17 protein-coding genes are annotated in these 22,150 nt (G+C 63.1%); 5 read left to right on the top strand and 12 right to left on the bottom strand.

The window, feature by feature from the left end; all coding sequences use genetic code 11:
- Positions 1 to 119: 119 nt before the first annotated feature.
- The 8 genes from J5M73_RS14885 to J5M73_RS14850 form a co-directional block, all read right to left on the bottom strand.
- On the bottom strand, positions 120 to 881 hold the full coding sequence (locus J5M73_RS14885; RefSeq protein WP_102862934.1) for an SDR family oxidoreductase: 762 nt from the start codon (positions 879 to 881) through the stop codon (positions 120 to 122).
- Between the two features lie 895 nt (positions 882 to 1,776).
- Positions 1,777 to 2,493 carry an ABC transporter ATP-binding protein gene (locus tag J5M73_RS14880; protein WP_016967871.1) on the bottom strand — a complete coding sequence of 239 codons (717 nt, stop codon included), beginning with the start codon at positions 2,491 to 2,493 and terminating at the stop codon, positions 1,777 to 1,779.
- Entirely contained in the window at positions 2,490 to 3,362 is an 873-nt protein-coding gene (locus tag J5M73_RS14875; protein ID WP_102862933.1) for an ATP-binding cassette domain-containing protein, read from the bottom strand. Before J5M73_RS14875 ends, J5M73_RS14880 begins: the two co-directional genes overlap by 4 nt.
- Positions 3,359 to 4,654 carry a high-affinity branched-chain amino acid ABC transporter permease LivM gene (gene livM, locus J5M73_RS14870; protein ID WP_102862932.1) on the bottom strand — a complete coding sequence of 432 codons (1,296 nt, stop codon included), beginning with the start codon at positions 4,652 to 4,654 and terminating at the stop codon, positions 3,359 to 3,361. Before livM ends, J5M73_RS14875 begins: the two co-directional genes overlap by 4 nt.
- 2 nt (positions 4,655 to 4,656) lie before the next feature.
- Positions 4,657 to 5,571: a branched-chain amino acid ABC transporter permease LivH gene (locus J5M73_RS14865; protein ID WP_102862931.1), complete on the bottom strand. Its 915-nt coding sequence runs from the start codon at positions 5,569 to 5,571 to the stop codon at positions 4,657 to 4,659.
- A gap of 161 nt (positions 5,572 to 5,732) precedes the next feature.
- Positions 5,733 to 6,869 carry a branched-chain amino acid ABC transporter substrate-binding protein gene (locus J5M73_RS14860; protein WP_102862930.1) on the bottom strand — a complete coding sequence of 379 codons (1,137 nt, stop codon included), beginning with the start codon at positions 6,867 to 6,869 and terminating at the stop codon, positions 5,733 to 5,735.
- A 364-nt stretch (positions 6,870 to 7,233) separates the two neighbouring features.
- On the bottom strand, positions 7,234 to 8,517 hold the full coding sequence (locus tag J5M73_RS14855) for an FAD-binding oxidoreductase (protein ID WP_102862929.1): 1,284 nt from the start codon (positions 8,515 to 8,517) through the stop codon (positions 7,234 to 7,236).
- Positions 8,518 to 8,631: 114 nt separating this feature from the next.
- Positions 8,632 to 10,122, bottom strand: coding sequence for an aldehyde dehydrogenase family protein (locus J5M73_RS14850; protein ID WP_102862928.1), 1,491 nt, complete (start codon positions 10,120 to 10,122; stop codon positions 8,632 to 8,634).
- Positions 10,123 to 10,293: 171 nt separating this feature from the next.
- Here J5M73_RS14850 and J5M73_RS14845 point away from each other — a divergent pair, with 171 nt between their 5' ends.
- The 3 genes from J5M73_RS14845 to nadE all read left to right on the top strand — a co-directional run bounded on the left by J5M73_RS14845 (position 10,294) and on the right by nadE (position 13,435).
- Entirely contained in the window at positions 10,294 to 11,196 is a 903-nt protein-coding gene (locus tag J5M73_RS14845; RefSeq protein WP_102862927.1) for a LysR family transcriptional regulator, read from the top strand.
- Between the two features lie 193 nt (positions 11,197 to 11,389).
- A complete protein-coding gene (gene pncB, locus J5M73_RS14840; RefSeq protein ID WP_102862926.1) occupies positions 11,390 to 12,604 on the top strand; it encodes a nicotinate phosphoribosyltransferase in 1,215 nt (404 codons plus the stop codon).
- A gap of 3 nt (positions 12,605 to 12,607) precedes the next feature.
- Complete coding sequence (gene nadE / locus J5M73_RS14835) at positions 12,608 to 13,435, top strand: ammonia-dependent NAD(+) synthetase (protein ID WP_102862925.1); 828 nt, start codon at positions 12,608 to 12,610, stop codon at positions 13,433 to 13,435.
- A 166-nt stretch (positions 13,436 to 13,601) separates the two neighbouring features.
- On the opposite strand, the gene azu is transcribed toward nadE, so the two are convergent.
- A complete protein-coding gene (azu, locus tag J5M73_RS14830) occupies positions 13,602 to 14,048 on the bottom strand; it encodes an azurin (protein WP_102862924.1) in 447 nt (148 codons plus the stop codon).
- Positions 14,049 to 14,400: 352 nt separating this feature from the next.
- Between azu and J5M73_RS14825 the strand changes: the two genes are divergently transcribed.
- Complete coding sequence (locus tag J5M73_RS14825) at positions 14,401 to 14,988, top strand: TIGR00730 family Rossman fold protein (protein WP_102862923.1); 588 nt, start codon at positions 14,401 to 14,403, stop codon at positions 14,986 to 14,988.
- A gap of 68 nt (positions 14,989 to 15,056) precedes the next feature.
- Positions 15,057 to 15,233 (top strand): hypothetical protein, encoded by a 177-nt coding sequence (locus J5M73_RS14820; RefSeq protein ID WP_162884106.1) that lies wholly within the window; start codon positions 15,057 to 15,059, stop codon positions 15,231 to 15,233.
- Positions 15,234 to 15,334: 101 nt separating this feature from the next.
- On the opposite strand, the gene J5M73_RS14815 is transcribed toward J5M73_RS14820, so the two are convergent.
- From J5M73_RS14815 to J5M73_RS14805, 3 genes are all read right to left on the bottom strand, one after another.
- On the bottom strand, positions 15,335 to 16,225 hold the full coding sequence (locus J5M73_RS14815; protein WP_102862922.1) for a transglutaminase family protein: 891 nt from the start codon (positions 16,223 to 16,225) through the stop codon (positions 15,335 to 15,337).
- Entirely contained in the window at positions 16,225 to 18,711 is a 2,487-nt protein-coding gene (locus J5M73_RS14810) for a circularly permuted type 2 ATP-grasp protein (RefSeq protein ID WP_102862921.1), read from the bottom strand. Before J5M73_RS14810 ends, J5M73_RS14815 begins: the two co-directional genes overlap by 1 nt.
- 87 nt (positions 18,712 to 18,798) lie before the next feature.
- Entirely contained in the window at positions 18,799 to 22,074 is a 3,276-nt protein-coding gene (locus J5M73_RS14805; RefSeq protein ID WP_102862920.1) for a transglutaminase family protein, read from the bottom strand.
- Between the last annotated feature and the right edge of the window lie 76 nt (positions 22,075 to 22,150).

The raw sequence follows: 22,150 nt of genomic DNA, 5'->3' as shown, positions 1-22,150 counted from the left end.
TTTCCAAGTACAACTGTAGTCACTGCCGAGCTATGGCGAGGCTGCGACACCTGCGCAGCAGGCGCAGGTCTTGCAACCGTTGGAGGGCCTGGCGGCCCTGTCGCAGCCTGCGGCAGCGGCTACACCTTGCGCTCGATGGCGAAGCCGGCCCAGGTCTGGCTCACCGGCATCAGCTCCAGGCTATTGATGTTGACGTGGGCAGGCGTGTTGAGAACCCAGAAGATGGTATCGGCAATGTCCTCGGGCTGGATCGGCTCGGCCCCGGCGTAGGTGGCGTCGTAGCGCGCCTGATCGCCGGCGAAACGCACCAGGGAGAACTCGCTTTCGCACAGGCCCGGTTCAATGTTGGTGACCCGCACGCCGGTGCCCTGCAGGTCGCAGCGCAGGTTCAGGGAGAACTGTTTGACGAAGGCCTTGCTCGCGCCATAAACGTGACTGCCCGGGTACGGGTAGTTGCCGGCAATGGAGCCCAGGTTGACGATCCCGGCGCCCCGGCCATGGGCGATCAGCCGCGGCAGCAGCAGACGGGTGCTGTACATCAAGCCCTTGATGTTGGTGTCGACCATGGTGTCCCAGTCATCCAGGTCGCACTTGGGCGCCGGGTCGACGCCCAGGGCCAGGCCGGCATTGTTGATCAGGCCGCGCAACTTGCTGAAGGACGGCGGCAGGTTGGTGATGGCCGCTTCCATGGCCGTGCGGTCCCGCACATCGAGTACCAGGCCGTGCACTTCGGTCTGCTTGGAGAGCTCTGCGCACAGCGCGTTGAGGCGCTCCTCGCGGCGGCCGGTGAGCACCAGCGACCAGCCGGCCTCGGCAAAACGCCGGGCGCAGGCTTCGCCAAAACCGGACGTCGCGCCCGTAATGAACAGTGTGGAAGTCATGGTGTTCTCCTTGCTGGGTGGCGAGCCGCCGTTACGATAAAAAAGCGTTTCGCAGCATGCCCGGCCCGGCTCTGGGCGGCAACAGAAGCGCTGGATATCCGGCATCACTGTACAAAAAACGCTCACATGGCTGAAAGCCATGGTCGGCAAGGCCTGCAGCCACATGCCCGCACCTTATCCACAGGCCGGTCCACAGTCTTTGGGGGCAAGTGCAGATCCCGCAAAGCCACTGTGCACAAGGCTTGCAGCCGATCACGAGAAGTTTTTTGCTTGACCCGCAGCGGCTGTCCATGCACCCGCGACCGGCAAAGATGACCGCGCGGTCAAAGTGCATAAGGCCAGAGGCCAGTAACTACGCCGCCCAGAGCAGTCTTTCCAGAGTTTAGTCACAGACTTATCCACAGGCTTATCCAGAGTCTTTTGCGGGTACGACTGCGACAATAAAAAGGTTGACAAGCGCGTCTTCGAGTTGCTCAAAAAGCCATGATCAAAAAACAATCAATCGCTTGCAGGCCACGTAAACAAAGGCTTCCAGCCAGCTACTCCCACGTTACCCACAGCCCGCTCCACAGCAAACGGGGACAAGTCAAAACGGTGGAAAAACAACTGTTTGCAGCGTCTTTATGCCGCGCTTTGCCAGCTTGGGAATAATGTTTTCCACAATTGTCGGACGCCGCCTGCCCTTCAGCGCACGCGCGGTTGCCAATGCCCGCACTCAGCCCGCAGGAACCAGCTTGCCGGCAAATCCCGGACGCACAACGGAATCTGAACAGCTGCCATAGGCAGGGGTCGTTTCGCTGGCAAGCCAGCGCCTAGGGGGCGAGTGAGAACTGTGGATAAAAAATGCCCCGGCGGCGTGAACCGACGGGGCATGGTTTATCCACAGACCGGGCCGTCAGTGACCGCCCAGGTAAGCGTTGCGCACCTCCTCGTTGACCAGCAGCTCCTTGCCGGTGCCGCTCAGGCGGATCTCGCCGTTGACCATCACATAGGCACGGTCCGACAGCTTCAGCGCATGGTTGGCATTTTGTTCCACCAGGAAGATGGTCATGCCGGTGGCCGCCAGCTCCCGCAGGGTGGCGAAGATCTGTTTCACCACGATCGGCGCCAGCCCCAGGCTCGGTTCATCAAGCAACAGCAACTTGGGCCGGCTCATCAGCGCCCGGGCGATGGCCAGCATCTGCTGCTCACCGCCGGACATGGTCATGGCCCGCTGGGTGCGCCGTTCCTTGAGCCGTGGAAACAGCTCGAACATGCGTTGCATGTCCTCATTGGCGTACTTGTCGCCAATCGGGATGGTGCCCATCAGCAGGTTCTCTTCCACGGTCATGTCGGGAAACACCCGGCGCCCTTCCGGCGACTGGGCGATGCCGTTGGAGGCAATGTAGTGGGACGACTTGTGGGTGATGTCCACGCCGCGATAGAGGATCTGCCCGGACTCCGCCCGGGGCTGGCCGAAGATCGACATCAGCAGGGTCGACTTGCCGGCACCGTTGGAGCCGATCAGGCTCACGGTTTCCCCTTCGTTGATGTGCAGCGAGACTTTCTTCAGGGCCTGGATCGGGCCGTAGTACACGTCCAGATCCTTGAGTTCGAGTATGGGTTGACTCATACCAGCTCCTCTTCGTCGGCACCCAGGTAGGCGGCGATCACCTTCGGATCGTTGCGGATCGCCTCCGGCCCGCCTTCGGCGATCACGTTGCCGTGGTCGAGCACCACGATGTGGTCGGAAATACTCATCACCATGCCCATGTCGTGTTCAATCAGCACCACGGTCAGATCGTGCTCGTCGCGCAGCAGCCGGATCATCGCGCTCAGCGCTTCGGTTTCCTGGGGGTTGAGGCCGGCGGCCGGTTCGTCGAGGCAGATGATCTGCGGCCGGGTGCACATGGCCCGGGCGATCTCCAGGCGCCGCTGCTGGCCGTAGGACAGCTCGCCGGCCAGGCGGTTGGCGCAGTCCACCAGGTCCACCACTTCCAGCCAGTAGAAAGCGTGGTCCAGGGCGGCGCTTTCCGCCTGGCGGTAGCCCTTGGTGTTGAGGATGCCCGCCAGCAGGTTGCGGTTGACCCACATGTGCTGGGCCACCAGCAGGTTTTCCACCACGGACATTTCCTTGAACAGGCGAATGTTCTGGAAGGTCCGCGCCAACCCGGCGCGGTTCACCAGGTGGGTGCCGCCAAACATCTTGTAGTACAGGCGACTGGCGAAGCTTTTCGGCGACACCAAATCGGTGGCGCGAAATGGCTCGCCCAAGAGCTTGATGACGTTGGTCTGCTGGCCCCGGGTATTGAGCTCGATGCGCCCGCCGGAGGCCTTGTAGAAGCCGGTCAGGCAGTTGAACACCGTGGTCTTGCCGGCGCCGTTGGGGCCGATAAGGGCGAAAATCGAGTTGCGCTTGACCTTGAGGCTGACGTCGCTGAGGGCCTTGATGCCACCGAAGTGCATCATCAGGTTCTCGACCGAAAGAATGTATTCGCTCATGGCGCGTTCCCCTCAGTCAGAGCACCTTTGCGTGGCGTCACCCCGGTACGGCTGATGCGGATCAGCCCCCGCGGTCGCCAGATCATCATCAACACCATGAGGATGCCGAATAGCAGCACCCGGTACTCGGAGAAGCTGCGCAGCAGCTCCGGCGCCACGGTCAGGACGAAGGCCGCGATCACCACGCCCACCGTGGAGCCCATGCCCCCCAGCACCACGATGGCGAGGATCAGCGCCGACTCGAAGAAGGTGAACGAGGACGGGTTGACGAAGCCCTGATAGCTGGCGAAGAACACCCCGGCCAGACCGGCGGTGGAGGCACCAATGGTGAAGGCCGAGAGTTTCACCAGCACGTGGTTCAAGCCCATGGCGCGGCAGGCGATCTCGTCTTCACGCAGGGCTTCCCAAGCCCGGCCCACCGGCATGCGGGTCAACCGGTGCTTGATGTAGAGCACCAGCAACACCACCAGGAACAGCACGATGTAGATGAACAGGAACTTCAGGTTGGGGTTGTATTCCAGGCCGAAGAACTCGTGGAACGGCACCCCACCGTCCTTGGCCCTGCGGCCGAACTCCAGGCCCAGGAACGTCGGCGATGGCACCGGCATGCCGTTGGGGCCGCCAGTGAAGGACAGCCAGTTGTTAAGCACCAGGCGGATGATCTCGCCGAAGCCCAGGGTCACGATGGCCAGGTAGTCGCCATGCATTCGCAGCACCGGGAAGCCCAATATGCACCCCGCCAGCGCGGCGGCAATCGCCGCCAGGGGCAGCACGCTCCAGAAGCCCAGGCCCAGGTACTGGTAACCCAGGGCCAGGCCATAGGCGCCGATGGCGTAGAACGCCACGTAGCCCAGGTCCAACAGCCCCGCCAAGCCCACCACAATGTTCAGCCCCAGGCCCAGCAGCACGTAGATCAGTCCGAGGATGACCACGGTCAGCAGGTACTTGTTGGCGAAGAACGGGAACACGATGGCGATCACGATCAGCGCCGGAATGATCCAGCGCAACCGCGACTTGTAGTCCGGCGCCAGCACATGCACCCCGGAGCCTGTGGTCTCGAAGCCCTGGAGAATCTTCAGGCCCTTGGGGGTTTGCAGGAACAGGCTCAGGGCCAGGCGGCCGGCCATGACGATCGCCACCAGCCAGGCGACCCGGGTCGGTTCCAGGTTGAAGCTGTAGCCATCCAGGACCACGCCCACGATGGGGCCGAACACGATCAGCGAGATCAGCCCGGCCAGTACGGCGTCGATGACGCTCTTCTTGATATCAATCGGTTTATTGGCAGCAGACATACTTATACCTTCGCCACGAGTGGGCGACCCAGCAGGCCTTGGGGACGGAAAATCAGGATCAGCACCAGCAGCGAGAAACTGAACACGTCTTTGTAGTCGGAGTTGATCAAGCCGGAGAACAGCGACTCGGAGATCCCGAGGATGATCCCGCCGAGCATCGCTCCGGGCAGCGAGCCAATGCCGCCGAGCACGGCTGCGGTGAACGCCTTGATGCCGATGACGAAGCCGGCATAGAAGTCGAAGGTGCCGTAGTTCATGGTGATCAGCACACCGGCCAGGGCCGCCATGGCCGCGCCGATGACGAACACGTAGGAGATCACCCGATCAGTGTTGATGCCGAGGATCGAGGCCATCTTGCGGTCTTGCTGGGTGGCCCGGCACATGCGCCCCAGCTTGGTGTACTTGATGATGTAGGTGAGCAGCGCCATGCCGGCGAACGCCGCCACCAGGATGAAGATCTTGGTGTAGGTGAGCTGCACGAAGCCGGTGCCGATATCGACTTTCCAGGCCCCGGCCAACAGGGTCGGAACCCCTTGCTGCTTGGCGCCCTGGCTGATCTGCGCGTAGTTCTGCAGGATCAGCGAGATACCGATGGCGCTGATCAGCGGTGCCAGGCGGGTGGAGTTGCGCAGGGGTTTGTAGGCCACGCGCTCGATGACCCAGCCATAGATCCCCGTCACCACCACGGTGAAGACCAGGGTGCCGAGAATGAGTAGCGGGAAGGATTCGATGCCGAAGTAGGCCAGCAGAGCCAGACTGATTGCCGCGAGGTAAGCGGAAATCATGTAAACCTCGCCGTGGGCGAAGTTGATCATGCCGATGATGCCATAGACCATTGTGTAGCCGATGGCGATCAGACCATAGACAGACCCGAGGGTCAGTCCATTGATCAGTTGCTGCAGGAAAATACCATCCATAACGCAATCTCACGGACTTGAGAGACGGCACAGGGCGTCAGCGACGGACAGGGATCACCGGTCCGCGCAACACGTCCGTTGTGCAGCTCTACGAGAAAAGGCAAGTACTGCACGAGTACGAACCGGTACCAGGGGGTAGTACCGGTTCGTTCGGACTCATGTCACTTCTGTTTTTCCAGCTGGTGGTACTTGCCGTCCTTGTCCCACTGATAGACCACGTAGTCGGAGATCTTCAGGTCGCCCTTGCCATCCCAGGACTTCTCGCCCATCACGGTTTTCACCGGGTTGGCCTTGAGCCACTTGGCGGCGTCTTCGCCTTTGTTGGATTTGGCGCCATTGAAGCCGGCGGCCAGGGCCTGGACCGACGCGTAGGCGTACAGGGTGTAGCCTTCAGGCTCGGTGCCGGCCTTGCGGAAGGCATCCACCACCGCCTTGCTGTCAGGCAGCAGGCGTGGGTCGGCGCCGAAGGTCATGTACACACCGTCGACGTATTGCGGGCCACCGGCGGTGGTCACCAGCTCGTCGGTAACGATGCCGTCGTCGGACATGAACTTGACGTCCTTCAGGCCCTGCTCGCGCAGCTGGCGTACCAACGGACCGGCTTCCGGGTGCAGGCCGCCGAAGTACACCACGTCGGCACCGGCAGCGCGGATCTTGGTCACCACGGCGCTGAAGTCCTTCTCGCCACGGGTCAGGCCCTCGTACAGCACCGGGGTCACGCCGCGCCTGGTCAGCTGTGCCTTGGTGGCGTCCGCCAGGCCCTGGCCGTAGGTGTCCTTGTCGTGCAGCACCACCACTTTCTTGCCCTTGAGCACGTCAACGATGTAGTCGCCGGCGACGATGCCCTGCTGGTCGTCACGCCCGCACATACGGAACATCGCGGACAGGCCACGCTCGGTGACCTGGGGGTTGGTGGAGCCCGGGGTGATGGCAATCACACCGGCGTCGCTGTACACCTCGGAAGCCGGAATGGTCGACGAGGAGCAGAAGTGCCCCACGACGCCCGCCACCTTGTCCTGGTCCACCAGGCGGTTGGCCACGGCCACGGCCTGCTTCGGTTCGCAGGCGTCGTCGCCCTTGACCAGGACGATCTTCTCGCCGTTGACACCGCCCTTGGCGTTGATCTCGTCAGCCGCTGCCTGTGCACCCTTCATGTACTGCTCGCCAAATGCCGCATTGGCGCCTGTCATGGGACCCGCTACGCCGATCTTCAGGTCGGCTTGAGCAAACGCAGAAACACCCAGCGCAGTTGCCACTGCGAGGGCCAGAAAGCCTTTCTTGTAAAACGTCTGGGACATGAGGTGGTGCTCCAAGGTTTTTTTAGTTGGCACTGCGACTTCACTAGAATTGCTCAGAGCAAGCGCCGTGCCAGTGGTTTTTTATTCTGAAAAAAGTCGCTGTCTTATTGTTATTTCGACTGTTTCGAGCCCATTTTTATTGGGCGTGCAACCGTCTAAACCGCGGAAGGTAAAACCCTGCTTTTTAATGGGCGCAACCCATGCGTGCCATCATTGCAACCGCGACACAATTCAACGTGCAACCCTGCTGTAACAGCCCGCGTCACCGAACTGCACACTGCTGGTGCGAGACTGCTACGAGCCGCACCATTACAGGCTAGTCGCTGCATCGAAAAGCGTCGTCCCCGACTGTTTATTTCCTTGTTCAGATGACGATCCGCAGGCACTGGCCCGCGTGGTAGAGGGAGAATCCGGCCTCGTACAGACAACTGCGCAACCCCACTCCGACCAGGGGCTGCATGGGGGCAAAAGGAATCGGCAGGGCCTGGGGATTGCCGTTACACAGGTAGTCGGCGAACGCCTTGCCGACCACGGTGCCGGTGGTGACGCCACGGCCGTTGTAACCGGTGACCGCCACCAGGCCGGGCGCCGGTTCAAACAGGCGCATCAGGTGATCGGGGGTAAAGGCAATGCAGCCGGTCCAGGTGGATTCCCACTCCACCGGTTTGAGGTAGGGGAAGTAATGCTGCTGCACCCGATCGGCCCAGGCCTTGAGAAACCACAGGGGTTTCTGGTTGCCATTGCCCAGGCTGCCCAGCAACAAGCGGCCATCGGCATCCCGGCGAATGCTGCTCAGCACCTGGCGGGTATCCCAGGAACCCTGGCCTCCGGGCAGGATCTGCCGGGCGGCCTCTTCGGTGAGCGGCGCCGAGGCCACCTGATAGTAGTAGCCGGGGAAGAAGTTGCGCCGCAGCTCGGTCCAGTCGCCTTCGGTGTAGGCGTTGGAGGCGATCACCACCTGCTCGGCCAGCACCGACCCCTGGTCGGTCTGCACCGACCAACGCTGACCCTGGCGTTCCAGGCGAGTGACGGGGGAATGATCGAACAACTGGCCGCCGAGCTTGATCGCGGCCTTGGCCAGCCCGGTGGTGTAGGCCATCGGGTTGAGGGTGCCGGCGCGCCGGTCGAGCAAGGCGGCGGCGATCTTCCGGGTGCCGGTGGCGGTTTCACAGGCGGCACCGGTCAACAGTTCCACCGGCGCACCACGGCGCTTCCATTGCTCTTCACGGCTGCGCAGGTCGGCTTCGCCCCGGGCGTTGTGGGCCATGTGCAACGTGCCTTCGCGGCGTAACTGGCAATCGATCTGGTATTTGTCCACCAGGCTGAACACCAGGGACGGCGCGGCCCCGAGCATGCGGTTGAGCTGGCTGCCCACCTGCTCGCCGAAACCGGCCTCGATCTCGTCCGGGGGAATCCACAGGCCGGCGTTGACCAGCCCGACGTTGCGCCCCGAACCGCCCTGCCCGGCGCGGTGGGCCTCGACGACACAGACCCGCTTGCCTTGCTCCAGCAGATGCACGGCCGCCGATAAACCAGTGAAGCCGGCGCCGATGATGCACACATCCGCCGTCAGCTCGCCCTTGAGCGGCGCATTGTCAGGTCTTTGAGGGGTCAGCTTTTCCCATAGACATTGTTCTTGTAGCGCCATTGTCAGACTCCGAAATAAACCAACCACAGATGCTCAAACGCACGTGCCGCTGTTCGCCGACAAGCGGGCTCCTACAGGAACGTTCAGCAGGAGCCCGCTTGCCGGTCATAGAACTCAATCGAAGGTAATACCCTGGGCCAATGGCAGCTCCTGGGAGTAGTTGACGGTGTTGGTCTGACGCCGCATGTAGCCACGCCAGGCATCGGAGCCGGACTCGCGACCGCCGCCGGTTTCCTTCTCGCCACCAAAGGCGCCTCCAATCTCCGCGCCACTCGGGCCGATGTTGACGTTGGCAATCCCGCAGTCGCTGCCCACCGCCGACATGAACTGCTCGGCTTCACGCACGTCAGTGGTGAAGATGCACGACGACAGGCCCTGGGGCACGGCGTTGTTCAAGCGCAGGGCCTCTTCAAAGTCGTTGTAGCCAATGACATAGAGGATAGGGGCGAAGGTTTCGCTGCACACCACATCACTCTGCTCCGGCATTTCGACAATCGCCGGCGACACGTAATAAGCATTGGGGAACTGGTCCTGCAACTGGCGTTGGCCACCGAACACCCGGCCGCCCTCGCTCAGGGCCTGCTCCAGGGCGTCCTGCATGGCGTCGAAGCTGTGCTTGTCGATCAGCGGGCCGATCAGGTTGCCCTGCAGGGGATGGCCGATACGCACTTTGGAGTAGGCTGCCTTGAGACGGGTGACGATTTCCTCTTTCACCGACTCGTGGGCAATCAACCGGCGCAAGGTGGTGCAACGCTGGCCGGCGGTGCCGACGGCGCTGAACAGGATGGCGCGCACGGCCATGTCCAGGTCGGCGCTCGGGCCGAGGATCATGGCGTTGTTGCCACCCAGTTCGAGAATGCTGCGAGCAAAGCGTGCGGCCACTTTCGGCGCCACTTCACGGCCCATGCGGGTGCTGCCGGTGGCGCTGATCAGGGCCACGCGTGGATCGTCCACCAGGGCGGCGCCAGCGTCGCGACCACCGATGATCACCTGGCTCAGGTACTCGGGAGCGTCCTGGAAATTCTTCAGCACGCGCTCCAGCAAGGCCTGGCACGCCAGGGCGGTGAGCGGGGTCTTCTCCGAAGGTTTCCAGATCACCGGGTTGCCGCAGACCAGCGCCAGAGCGGTGTTCCAGGCCCAGACCGCCACCGGGAAGTTGAAGGCACTGATCACCCCGACCACGCCCAGGGGATGCCAGGTTTCACGCATGTGGTGGCCGGGGCGCTCGGAGGCGATGGTCAGGCCGTAGAGCTGGCGCGACAGGCCGACGGCGAAGTCGCAGATGTCGATCATCTCCTGCACTTCCCCCAGCCCTTCCTGGGTGATCTTTCCGGCTTCCCAGGAAACCAGTTCGCCCAGATCGGCCTTGTACTCGCGCAGCACCTCACCAAATTGCCGCACCAGCTCGCCACGGCGGGGAGCCGGTACTTTGCGCCACAGGGCGAATGCATGCTCTGCACGACTGACCTGCTGCTCCACTTCGGCGGCGCCCTGCCAGTTCACGGCGGCGATCCGGCTGCCGTCGATCGGCGAATGCACAGGCTGGGAGCCCGACTGGTACAGGGCCGGGTTCACACCCAGACGATCAAGCAATGCGGCAACCATGGGGTCACTCCTTACAGGTGAAAAGCGAAAAATCCCGACCGCTGCGACGGCCATCAAGGCCTGTAGTTGTAGCTGGCCCGAGACTTGCCAACAAACGACCTTTAAGCGAGATATCATTCCGTTTATTCATGCTGAGCCGGCATCCAGCACCGATAAGAACAAGGACCACCCATGCTGAACAAACGCTACCTGCCGTCGATCACCGCCCTGCAGTGTTTCGAGGCTGTGACCCGGCACCTGAGCTTCACCCGCGCCGCCGAGGAACTCAATCTGACCCAGAGCGCGGTCAGCAAGCAGGTGGCGCAGCTGGAAGAGCTGCTGCAACACCTGTTGTTCCGTCGGGTCCGCCGCCGCCTGCAACTGACCCCGGCCGGCGACCTGTATCTGGTGGAAGTGCGCAAGATCCTGACCCAGGTGGAGATGTCCACCCACTACCTGCGCTCCTACGGCGGCGAGACCGAAGTGCTGCGGGTGTCCACGCCCTACACCTTCGGCGCCCGCTGGCTGGTGCCACGCCTCAAGGGCTGGCGCCTGCGCCATCCGCATATCCACCTGGACCTGTGCAACGAGCAGGAGCCGGACGAACTGCTCCAGGGGCACGCCGACCTGGCGTTCTACTTTGGCCAGGGTTCGCGCCCCGGCACCGAGAGCCTGAAACTGTTCAGCGAAGAACTGGTGGCGGTCTGCGCCCCGGATAGCCTGCCCGCCGAACCCTTGACCGACCCCAGGCAACTGACCGATCTGGTCCTGCTGCAAAACGCCTCGCGCCCCCAAGGCTGGCACGAATGGTTCGAACAGCAGGGCTACCAGACCGAACACAGCTATCACGGCCCGCGCTTCGAAACCTTCTATATGTGCATCCGCGCCGCCCAGGTCGGTTGTGGCGTGGCGCTGCTGCCACGCTTCCTGGTGGAAGAGGAACTGGCCGAGGGCAAGCTGGTGATCGCCTGGAAGTACGCCATGCCCAGTCAGGATGCCTACTACCTGGCCTACCCCGAACACTCGGCGGAAGTGCCCAAGGTCCGCGACTTCGTGCGCTGGATGCTCGAACACAACGACGCTCCCCTCGCGTAGGAGCCGGCTTGCCGGCGAATGGAGCCCAGGCACGGCCCAAGCCCCATTCGCTGGCCAGCCAGCGCCTATCGCAGGAGAATGGCCCGCCGCAAAAATCGCTGGTCAAGCGCAGGACGTCTATGCGCCACTAGCGCCTTCATTGAAAGAGCTGAAGCCGCCGCAGTCCGTCGCGGCCAGCATGGAGATTCCCGTTATGAGCGAGAGTGTGTTTGCCGATCGCATCGTGCAGAACCTGCTCGACACCGACTTCTACAAACTGACCATGATGCAGGCGGTGCTGCACAACTACCCCAACGTGGAAGTGGAATGGGAGTTTCGTTGCCGTAACAGCGAGGATCTGCAGCCGTACCTGGCGGAGATCCGCTATCAGTTCGAGCGCCTGGCGGAACTGAGCCTGAGCGCCGACCAACTGGGCTTTCTCGAACGCATCAGCTTCCTCAAGCCGGACTTCCTGCGCTTTCTCGGGCTGTTTCGCTTCAACCTGCGCTACGTGCACACCGGCATCGAGAACGGCGAGCTGTTCATCCGCCTGCGCGGTCCCTGGCTGCATGTGATTCTGTTCGAAGTGCCGATGCTGGCCATCATCAGTGAAGTGCGTAACCGCTACCGCTACCGCGAGATCCAGCTGGTGCAGGCCCGGGAGCAGCTGTACCGCAAGTTCGACTGGCTCAGCGCCAACGCCAGCAGCGAAGAGTTGTCCGAACTGCAAGTGGCGGATTTCGGCACCCGCCGACGCTTTTCCTACCGGGTCCAGGAAGAAGTGGTGAACGTGCTCAAGCATGATTTCCCCGGGCGTTTTGTCGGCACCAGCAACGTGCACCTGTCCCGGGAGCTGAACATGAAACCCCTGGGCACCATGGCCCACGAATGGATCATGGCCCACCAGCAGTTGGGCCCCCGGTTGATCGACAGCCAGATCGCCGCCCTCGACTGCTGGGTCCGCGAATACCGCGGCCTGTTGGGCATTGCCCTGACCGACTGCATCACCACCGACGCCTTCCTCGGTGACTTCGATCTGTTCTTCGCCAAGCTGTTCGACGGCCTGCGCCACGACTCCGGGGACCCGATCCTCTGGGCGGAGAAAGCCATCGCCCATTACCACAAGCTGGGCATCGACCCGATGAGCAAGACCCTGGTGTTCTCCGACAGCCTGACCCTGCCGCGCTCCCTGGAAATATTCCGTGCGCTGCGGGGGCGGATCAACGTCAGCTTTGGCATCGGCACCAACCTGACCTGTGATATTCCCGGTGTCGAGCCGATGAGCATCGTGCTTAAAATGGCCGCCTGCAATGGCCAGCCCGTCGCCAAGATCTCCGATGAAGCGGGCAAGACCCATTGCAAGGATCCCAACTTCGTCGCTTACTTGCGCCACGTTTTCCAAGTACCTGTCCAACCTGGCAAGGAGTGAATCATGCAAGCCGCACAGCGTGAGATTGCGCAGCAGCTGAAGGTCCAAGCACCTTTTCCCGACCAAGCGGCCCTGGAGGCGGAAATCGCCCGGCGCGTCCGTTTCATCCAGGACTGCCTGGTCAATTCCGGTCTCAAGTCCCTGGTCCTGGGTATCAGCGGCGGTGTCGACTCGCTGACCGCCGGCCTGCTGGCCCAACGCGCCATGCGTGAGCTGCGCGAGCGCAGCGGTGACGACAGCTACCGCTTCATCGCCGTGCGCCTGCCCTACGAGACCCAGTTCGACGAACACGACGCCCAGGCTTCGGTGGACTTCATCAACCCCGACGAACGCCACACCGTGAACATCGGCCCGGCGGTCAAGGCCCTGGCCAATGAAGTCGCGGCCTTTGAGGGGCAGCACGCGGTGTCCCGGGACTTTGTCCTCGGCAACACCAAGGCGCGGATGCGCATGGTGGCCCAGTACACCATCGCCGGCGCCGCCCAGGGCCTGGTGATCGGCACCGACCACGCCGCCGAAGCGGTGATGGGTTTCTTCACCAAGTTCGGTGATGGCGCCTGCGACCTGGCGCCACTGAGCGGCCTGGTGAAGAATCAGGTGCGCTCGATTGCCCGCTACTTCGGCGCTCCGGAATCCCTGGTAGAGAAGGTGCCCACCGCCGACCTCGAGGACCTGTCCCCGGGCAAGCCGGATGAAGCCTCACATGGCGTCACCTACACCGAGATCGACGCCTTCCTGCATGGCCAGCCGGTGCGCGAGGAAGCCTTCAAGATCATCTGCGACACCTACCGCAAGACCCATCACAAACGCGTCATGCCCTTCGCCCCGTGACCCACCACGTTCTGTAGGAGCCGGCTTGCCGGCGAAAGGGCCGCGTGATGCTGCACCAGGTTCAAGGGCCTGTTCGCGGACAGGCCCGCTCCGACCAGAGGGTGAAACGTCAGGCACAAAAAAAGCGCCCCGCGGGGCGCTTTCTTGTTGCAGCCGGACCTGATGCTTACTTCAGGATCACAGCGCCTTTCATCATCGAGTTGTGGCCTGGGAACGAGCAGAAGAACTGGTAGCTTTCGCCAGCAGTCAGCTTCGATACGTCGAAGGTCACCGAGTCTTTCTCGCCAGCACCGATGATCTTGGTGTGGGCGATGACGCGGGTGTCGCCTTCTTTCAGGTAGCTCTTGTCGATGCCAGCGGCCATGCCGTCGGCGGCGATGCCAGCCATGTCTGCGGTTTTGCTCAGGACCCAGTTATGACCCATGACGTTCTTCGGCAGGCTGCCGGAGTGAGTCAGGTTCACGGTGAAGGTCTTGCAGCTCTTGTCGATGGTGATTTCCTTAGTGTTGAAGGACATCTGGTCGGTAGAGTCGACATCGACCTTGCATTCGGCAGCCATCAGTTGGCTGCTGGCCAGTGTCAACAGGGATACCGCAACGAGTTTGGCAAACATGGTGAATCTCCAAGGCAGGGTTAACAAAATCCATCTGAATCCATGGGACCGAAGACTGCCTGAATTTCTGCCAAGTTCCTATGATTTGCATCAAAAAACTGTATACAACTCTCTGCTATCGGGCCGATCAAGACAATCAAACAGCCCCCTGCGAAACCGCCCTCTAAGATCAGCCCATCAACATCTTTTCGGAGCCTTGGTCATGCCTCTCAACAGCCTGTTTCGCAGCTTGCTCGCCGCCTACGCCTGCGGTGCCAGCGGTACCCATGAAACCCCGCAACGCGAGGTTTAATGCTTGGAGCCAGATCTTTCAGCCTTTACTCTGAGGCCATCAATGACCTCGGAGTAAGGCATGTCGTTAACTTCTGTCTGTGTATTTTGTGGCGCCAGTACCGGCAGCCATCCCCTCTATCGTGAAGCAGCCCAGGCCCTGGGCCGCGCCCTGGCCGAGCGCAAGCTGACCCTGGTCTATGGCGGCGGCGCGGTGGGCCTGATGGGCATAGTGGCCGACGCAGCCCTGGCAGCCGGCGGTGAAGTCATCGGGATCATCCCGCAAAGCCTGAAAGACAAGGAAATCGGCCACAACGGCCTGACCCGCCTGGAAGTGGTGGACGGCATGCACGCGCGCAAGGCGCGCATGGCTGAACTCAGCGATGCCTTCATTGCCCTGCCCGGGGGCCTGGGCACCCTGGAAGAATTGTTCGAAGTCTGGACCTGGGGCCAACTGGGCTATCACCACAAGCCTCTGGGCCTGCTGGAAGTGAACGGCTTCTACGAAAAACTCAGTGGATTTCTCGACCATATCGTCGGCGAAGGCTTCGTCCGGGCCCCGCACCGTGACATGCTGCAAATGAGCGAATCGCCAGCCAGCCTGCTGGATGCCCTGGACGCCTGGAAGCCTTCGGTAGCGGACAAGTGGTCCGAGAGCAAACCCAGTTAACCGTCAGCACCCGATAACAGGCAGAATACGCGCCGCTCAACCTCACCTTCGACCCCAGAGGATCGCCCATGGCTAAACCCAACTACTCCTTCGCCAAACGTCAACGAGACTTGGCCAAGGAACAGAAGAAAGAGGAAAAGCTGCAACGCAAGAAAGCTGCTGCAGAAGAAGCCAGCACACTGACCCCGGATACTGAAGGTGAAGTGAGCGTCGACGACGCCGAGCCTCAAGCCCCCCAGGCCTGAAACACCCGACCTGGCACAGTAGAAGCCGGCTAGCCAGCGAAGGCTCCCCCAAGCCCCACGCAGCATCCGCCGGCCTCTTCGCCGGCAAGCCGGCTCCTGCTTTATTCCAGAGGCATGACGGTGACCCGGACCTCCGGGTCATGGCTGCCCCCGCCAAGAATCACTCCACGCAACGGCGACACATCGGAAAAATCACGGCCCCAGGCCAGGGTGATGTGTTCCAGTGCCGGCTGCACGTTGTTGGTCGGATCGAAATCCACCCAGCCCAGCACCGGGCAAAACACCGATACCCAGGCATGGGAAGCGTCGGCACCGATCAGCCGCGGCTGCCCCGGCGGTGGCTGGGTCAGCAGGTAGCCGCTGATGTAGCGCGCCGCCAACCCTCGCGAACGCAGGCACGCCAGCATCAGGTGGGCAAAGTCCTGGCACACGCCCCGTCGACGCTCCAGGACTTCCACCAAAGGTGTCGCCACTTGGGTCGCTTCGGCATCGAAGGTGAACTCGCTGAAGATCTTCTCCATCAAGGCCTGGACGCCCTGCAACAGTGGCCGTCCCGGAGCAAAGCAGCTTGCGGAAAACTCGACGAAACGCTGCTTGAGATGCACATAAGGTGATTCGAAGCGATAGCGGCTGGCCTCCAGCAACGCCACCGGCAACGGCCGACCGCTGTAGGTCAGGGCTCCCCGGGCGACATCCCACGCCATGGACGCGGCAAAGTCCAAACGCGGCCGATCCAGCACCTCGACGCTAAGCTGGGCGTTGACCTGCAATTCATCATGGGGCCGCTCGAAGGCCAGACGGGTCAAAGGGTTACCAAACACATCCTGCTCGTCACGGCGGGAGGTGGGCTCGGGACTGATCAGCAACTGCCGCTCGCTGCACTGTTGCCAGGCGCAAACCCGGGGCCACAGGTGCGCCAACTGCTGGGCCAGGGACACCGGGCTGTCGTAGCGATAATGGGTGTCATGGAAAATCTGGTAGCGCGCGCTCATTACACCGACACCGTTTGCTGGCTGACATCATCCACGTGGGCGAAATGCCGCAAGGCCAGGCGATCGGACACCTGGCCGCTGACCTCGGCGATCTCTTGCAACAGGTCCGCCAGCCCCGCCACGGCGGCTCTCACGCTGGCCTCACCAAACAGGGAGTTCTCCAGGCAGCCCAGGTCGACATGGGCCAGGCGCTCCACCAGCCTCGGCAACGCCACCTCACGGGGCACGCCGAAGTCATCGTTGAGGCGCTTGAGGGTTCGGGTCACCAGCTTGAGCTGGAACAGCACCGCATGAGGGTTCTGCTCATCCAGCAGCAACAGGTCGAGGACCGGGATCAACTGCGCCACCGCCAGGTAGCGGGAGCGATAGGTGATGCTGCTGTTGCCCAGCTCCAGCAGCCACTCCAGGCCCGCCTGATCGAACACCGCAGTGCCCCGCAGGAAGGCGGCCAGGCTGCTGCTGAGAAATTGCAGGCGCTCGATGCGCCGGCCAATCATCAGGAAGCGCCATCCTTCGTCGCGGGTCATATCGTCCAGGGCGAATCCCGAGAGCGCCGCCAGGGACATCACCAGACGGTTGAGAAAATCCAGCAGCTCGCCGAAGTCCGGCTCTGCGGTGTCCAGCTCCTGGGCTTCGCGCTGCAACTCCACCAGGGCCTGCCAGTTTTCCCGGGACAGCTTGCCGCGCACCTGGGAGGCGGCCCACTGCAGGCGCTGCAAGTTGGAGCGCAGGCTGAACGACCAGTCCTCCCCCAACAGGGCCGCCAGCAGACGCTCGGGCAACTCGCCCTCATCCGGCAGCAGCATCAGGCTTTCCCCCAGGTCGACCGCGGCCAGCAAGGCTCGCGGATCGTCGCCATCGACGTAACGGGCCAGCATGATCCGCAACAGCCGTGCGCTGTCGTCACAGCGCTCACAATAACGACCGAACCAGAACAGGTTCTCCACCACCCGCGACGGCAAGTAAGGATCACGACGGACCAGGTCATAGACACCAATGGTGCGCTGGGCTTTCCATTGCTCGCCACTGGGCGCGCGCTCCCCCAGCACCCAAGTGTCCTTGCTGGCGCCACCGCGCTGCATCGACACCACTTCGGCGTCGGCATCGGCGGCGACCCGGGTCAGGCCGCCGGGCAGCACCCGATAGCCGTCGTCGCTGGCCACCGCGTACACCCGCATGCCGATGGCCCGTGGCTGCAAGCGACCGTCCTCGGCCTGCCAGACCGGCGCCTGGGACAGTTGCGGCAACTCCTGGGCCACATAGGCATAGGGTCGCGCACGCATACGCTCGGCGAGGCTGGCGCGCTGTTCGGGACTCAGGTCGCGCCCCAGCACCGGGGTGAAACTCTGGGATGGAAACGCCGGCTTGATCAGCAGCTCTGGGAGTTTCTCCAGGGCCTGTTGCAGCACGGGCGCCTCGCCACACCACCAGGTGGCGATGGAAGGCAGGAGCAATGGCTCCCCCAACAGGAACTGGCTGATTTTCGGCAAGAAGCCCAGCAGCCCTGGAGACTCCAGCACCCCGCTGCCCAGGGCATTGGCCACCAGCACCCGGCCCTGACGCACCGCATCCAGCAGGCCGGGCACCCCCAGAGCGGAATCGGTGCGCAGCTCCAGAGGATCACAGAAATCATCATCCAGGCGACGCATGATGGCGTGCACCCGACGCAGGCCGCTGAGGGTCTTGAGATAGACCGTGGCATCGCGCACCGTCAGGTCGCCGCCCTCCACCAGCGGGTAACCCAGCTGACGCGCCAGGTACAGATGCTCGAAGTAACTCTCGTTGAAACGCCCCGGAGTCAGCAGCACGATCAGCGGCGCTTCGGCATCCCGGGGCGCCTGCCGGGCCAGGGTTTCCTGCAGGGCACGGAAGAAGCCGGCCAGATGCTGCACGTGCAGGTCGCGGTACAGATCCGGAAAGGCCCGGGACACGATCATGCGATTTTCCAGGGCATAGCCGGCCCCGGACGGCGCCTGGGTACGATCGGCAGTGACCCACCAGCGACCATCGGGGGTGCGCGCCAGGTCCACTGCATAGAGGTGCAGAAAGGTCTGCTCGGGCGGCTGGATGCCCTGGCATGGCCAGAGAAAGTTGTTGTGCCCGAACACCAGTTCAGCAGGCAACAGCCCTTCGCTGATCAGTCGCTGCGGGCCGTACAGGTCCGCCAGTACGGCATTGAGCAGGCGCGCCCGCTGGGCGATCCCGGCGGACAACAGTTGCCACTCCTCCACCGGGATCACATGGGGCAGCAAATCCAGCTCCCAGGGCCGGTCCGCGCCCTTGGGGTCGGCATAGACGTTGTAGGTGACACCGTTCTCGTGGATCTGCCGGGTCAGCAGCGCCTGGCGCTGGGCCAGTTGTGCGGGGCTGCTGCGTTGCAGTTGTTCAAGCAGGCGCTGCCAGTGCGCCCGGACCGCACCCTGGTCATCCAGCAGCTCGTGGTAGGTACCCGCCGTCAGCGGGTAACGGTCTAGCAAGTCAGGCATGGAACACTCGGCAGACGGCAGGGAAAGTCAGATTAACCCACAGCCCCGACGCCCGGATATGGCTAGATCGCGGGCGTCGCAGGTGGATTAGAAGCGTCGCAAATCCAGGGTCATGGGCAGCTCGTCATTGATGATCAAAGGCGGCACCGCGAGGCTCCCGGGGCTGTGTCCGAGGCGAAAGAAACGCGCCATGCGCCGGCTTTCCGCTTCATTGGCATTGACCGGCAGACTGTCGTAGTTGCGTCCCCCAGGATGGGCCACATGGTATTGGCAGCCCCCCAGGGAGCGCTGCATCCAGCTGTCCAGCAGATCGAACACCAGCGGTGCGTGTACCGGGATGCCGGGTTGCAGGCAGTTGGCCGGCTGCCAGGCGCGATAGCGCACCCCGGCGACAAACTCCCCTACCCGCCCAGTGGGCTGCAAGGGGACCGCCACACCGTTGCAGGTCAGCACATGGCGCTGCGGCGTCAGCCCACTGACCTTGACCTGCAGACGCTCCACAGAGGAGTCGACATAGCGCACCGTGCCCCCGGCCCCGCCCTCTTCCCCCAGCACATGCCAGGGCTCCAGGGCCTGACGCAACTCCAGCTCGATACCGCTGACCGCGTAATCGCCGACCTTGGGAAAGCGAAACTCCAGGTGCGCGGCAAACCACTCGGCCCGCAGCGGATATCCGGCGGCATTGAGCTCCACCAGCACATCGGCAAAATCCTGCTCGATGAAATGCGGCAGCAGGAAACGATCGTGCAGCTCGGTGCCCCAACGCGCCAGCTTGGCCGGGGCATAAGGTTCGCGCCAGAACCGCGCCACCAGCGCCCGCAGCAGCAACTGCTGGACCAGGCTCATGCGCCCATGGGGCGGCATTTCAAAGGCCCGCAGTTCCAGCAGGCCGAGACGCCCGGTGGCGCCGTCCGGCGCATAGAGCTTGTCGATGCAGAACTCGGCGCGATGGGTATTGCCGGTGACATCGATCAGCAGGTTGCGCAGCAGGCGATCCACCCGCCACGGCGGGCACTCCTCGCCCGGCGCGGGCATCTGTGCAAAGGCAATTTCCAGTTCATAAAGCGAGTCGTTGCGCGCCTCATCGACCCTGGGTGCCTGGGAGGTGGGGCCGATGAACAACCCGGAAAACAGGTAGGACAACGACGGATGATTGTGCCAATAGCTGATCAGGCTACGCAGCAGGTCGGGGCGGCGCAGGAACGGCGAATCCGCCGGCGTCGCGCCACCGAGGACGAAATGGTTTCCGCCGCCAGTACCGGTGTGGCGTCCATCGATCATGAATTTCTCACTGGTCAGGCGGGTCTGCCGGGCCTGCTCGTACAGGAACTCGGTGCGTTCCACCAGCTCGTCCCAACTGACCGAAGGCTGCACGTTGACCTCGATCACGCCCGGGTCCGGCGTCACCCGGAAGTTGCTCAAGCGCGGGTCGGCGGGCGGCTCGTAGCCTTCCAGCAGCACCGGGCAATGCAGCTCTGCCGCAGTGGCTTCGATCACGCTGACCAGTTGCAGGTAATCCTCGAGTCGCTCCAGGGGCGGCATGAACAGGTACAGCCGCCCTTCTCGCGCCTCGGCGCAGAGCGCGGTACGGGTCAGCCAATCCGCGGACTGATCGATCTGTGGCACGCGTTCATCCGCAACCGCCGACTCAGGGACTTCTGCGAGCTGCGCCCGGTCCGGCAGCTCAGGGAAGTCCTGGTTCGGATCGTTGGGGTGAATGAAGGGGTACTCCGCCGCTGTCACCCAGGGTTGGGACGCCAGGGGCAGGCGATAGCCCAGGGGGGAATCCCCTGGCACCAATCGGCAATGACTGTCTCGCAAATACCAGCGGCCGCTCTGCCATTGATCACCCTTGGCGCTGCGCGCCAGGGGCAGCACCTGGCCAATGACTTTATCCAGGCCCTGGCTGAACACCTTGCGCAACCGCTGGCGCTCCAGGGCATCCTCCAGCCGCGAGTCCTCGGCACTGACATTGAGGGGCAGGCGGCCCTCGCGCCACAGGTAATAGAAGTGGTCTTCGTAGGCGGGAAACACAAAGCGCCCGGGCAGCTTCAGGCGCTCGGCGACACTGGCGAGAAAGCGCCCGGCCAATGATGCGTCAGCGCCATAGTCCTCGTGCTCATCGGCAATCAAGGCGCTGTTGTGCCAGATCGGCACACCGTCAACTCGCCAATAGCAGTTCAGCGACCAGCGCGGCAATTGCTCCCCCGGGTACCACTTGCCCTGGCCGAAGTGCACCAGCCCCTGAGGCCCGTAGCGCTGGCGCAGGCGCTGGAACAGCTCAGCGGCCAAACGCCGCTTGTTCGCGCCCAGGGCGGCGGTGTTCCACTCGGCGCCGTCGGGATCGTCGATGGCCACGAAGGTCGGTTCGCCGCCCATGGTCAGGCGCACATCGTTCTGCAACAGGTCCACATCGATCTGCCGGCCCAGGGCCTGGATGGCCAGCCACTGCTCGTCGGTGTAAGGCTTGGTGACCCGGGGCGCTTCCCAGATCCGCTCCACACTCATTTCATGGCTGAACTGACACTCGCAAGGCTCCACAAGACCCGTGATGGGCGCCGCTGAAGAGGGATCGGGGCTGCAGGCCAGGGGAATGTGACCTTCTCCGGCAAACAGCCCTGAGGTCGCGTCCAGGCCGATCCAGCCGGCTCCGGGCAAGTAGACCTCGCACCAGGCATGCAGGTCAGTGAAGTCCACCTCGGTGCCCGAAGGACCATCCAGGGATTTGACGTCGGCCGTGAGCTGGATCAGGTAGCCGGAGACGAAACGCGCCGCCAGTCCCAGGTGGCGCAACAGCTGCACCAGCAGCCAGGCCGAATCGCGACAGGAGCCGGAGGCATTGACCAGGGTCTGCTCCGGGCTCTGCACCCCCGGTTCCAGGCGAATCAGGTAGGCGATGTCGGCGCTGAGTCGCTGATTCAACGCCACCAGGAAGTCCACCGCCGGCAACGGCGTACGCGAGATACCGTCCAGGTAGGCCTGGAACTTGGGCGTCAGGGGCAGGGTTTCCAGGTAGGGCGCCAGCTCGCGCTGCTCATCGGCGGCGTAGGCGAAAGGAATCTGCTGCGCGTAGGGCTCAAGGAAGAAGTCAAACGGATTGAACACCGCCATCTCCGCCAGCAGATCCACTTCGATCCGCAGCTCGGTGGTTTTCTCCGCAAAGACCAGGCGCGCCAGATAATTGCCCTGGGGGTCCTGCTGCCAGTTGATGAAATGCTGCTCGGGCTGGACCTTCAGCGCATAGGCGAGGATTCGCGTGCGGCTGTGGGCAGCCGGGCGCAGGCGGACGATCTGCGGGCCAAGTTCGACGGCGCGGTCGTAGCGATAGTGCGTGACATGGTGCAATGCGACATGAATCGACACGGCGTGCCTCCTGCGAGCCTGAGCGGTGGATGAACCCGCGCAAGACTTGTGCCAGGGCCCAAGTCCGGGGGGGTTG

Origin of the sequence: Pseudomonas sp. 50_B (assembly GCF_017491625.1) — a bacterium.
Taxonomy (GTDB): Bacteria; Pseudomonadota; Gammaproteobacteria; order Pseudomonadales; family Pseudomonadaceae; genus Aquipseudomonas; species Aquipseudomonas danubii.
Note: the sequence above shows the minus strand (reverse complement) of the source record. Positions and strands in the feature narration are given on the sequence as shown.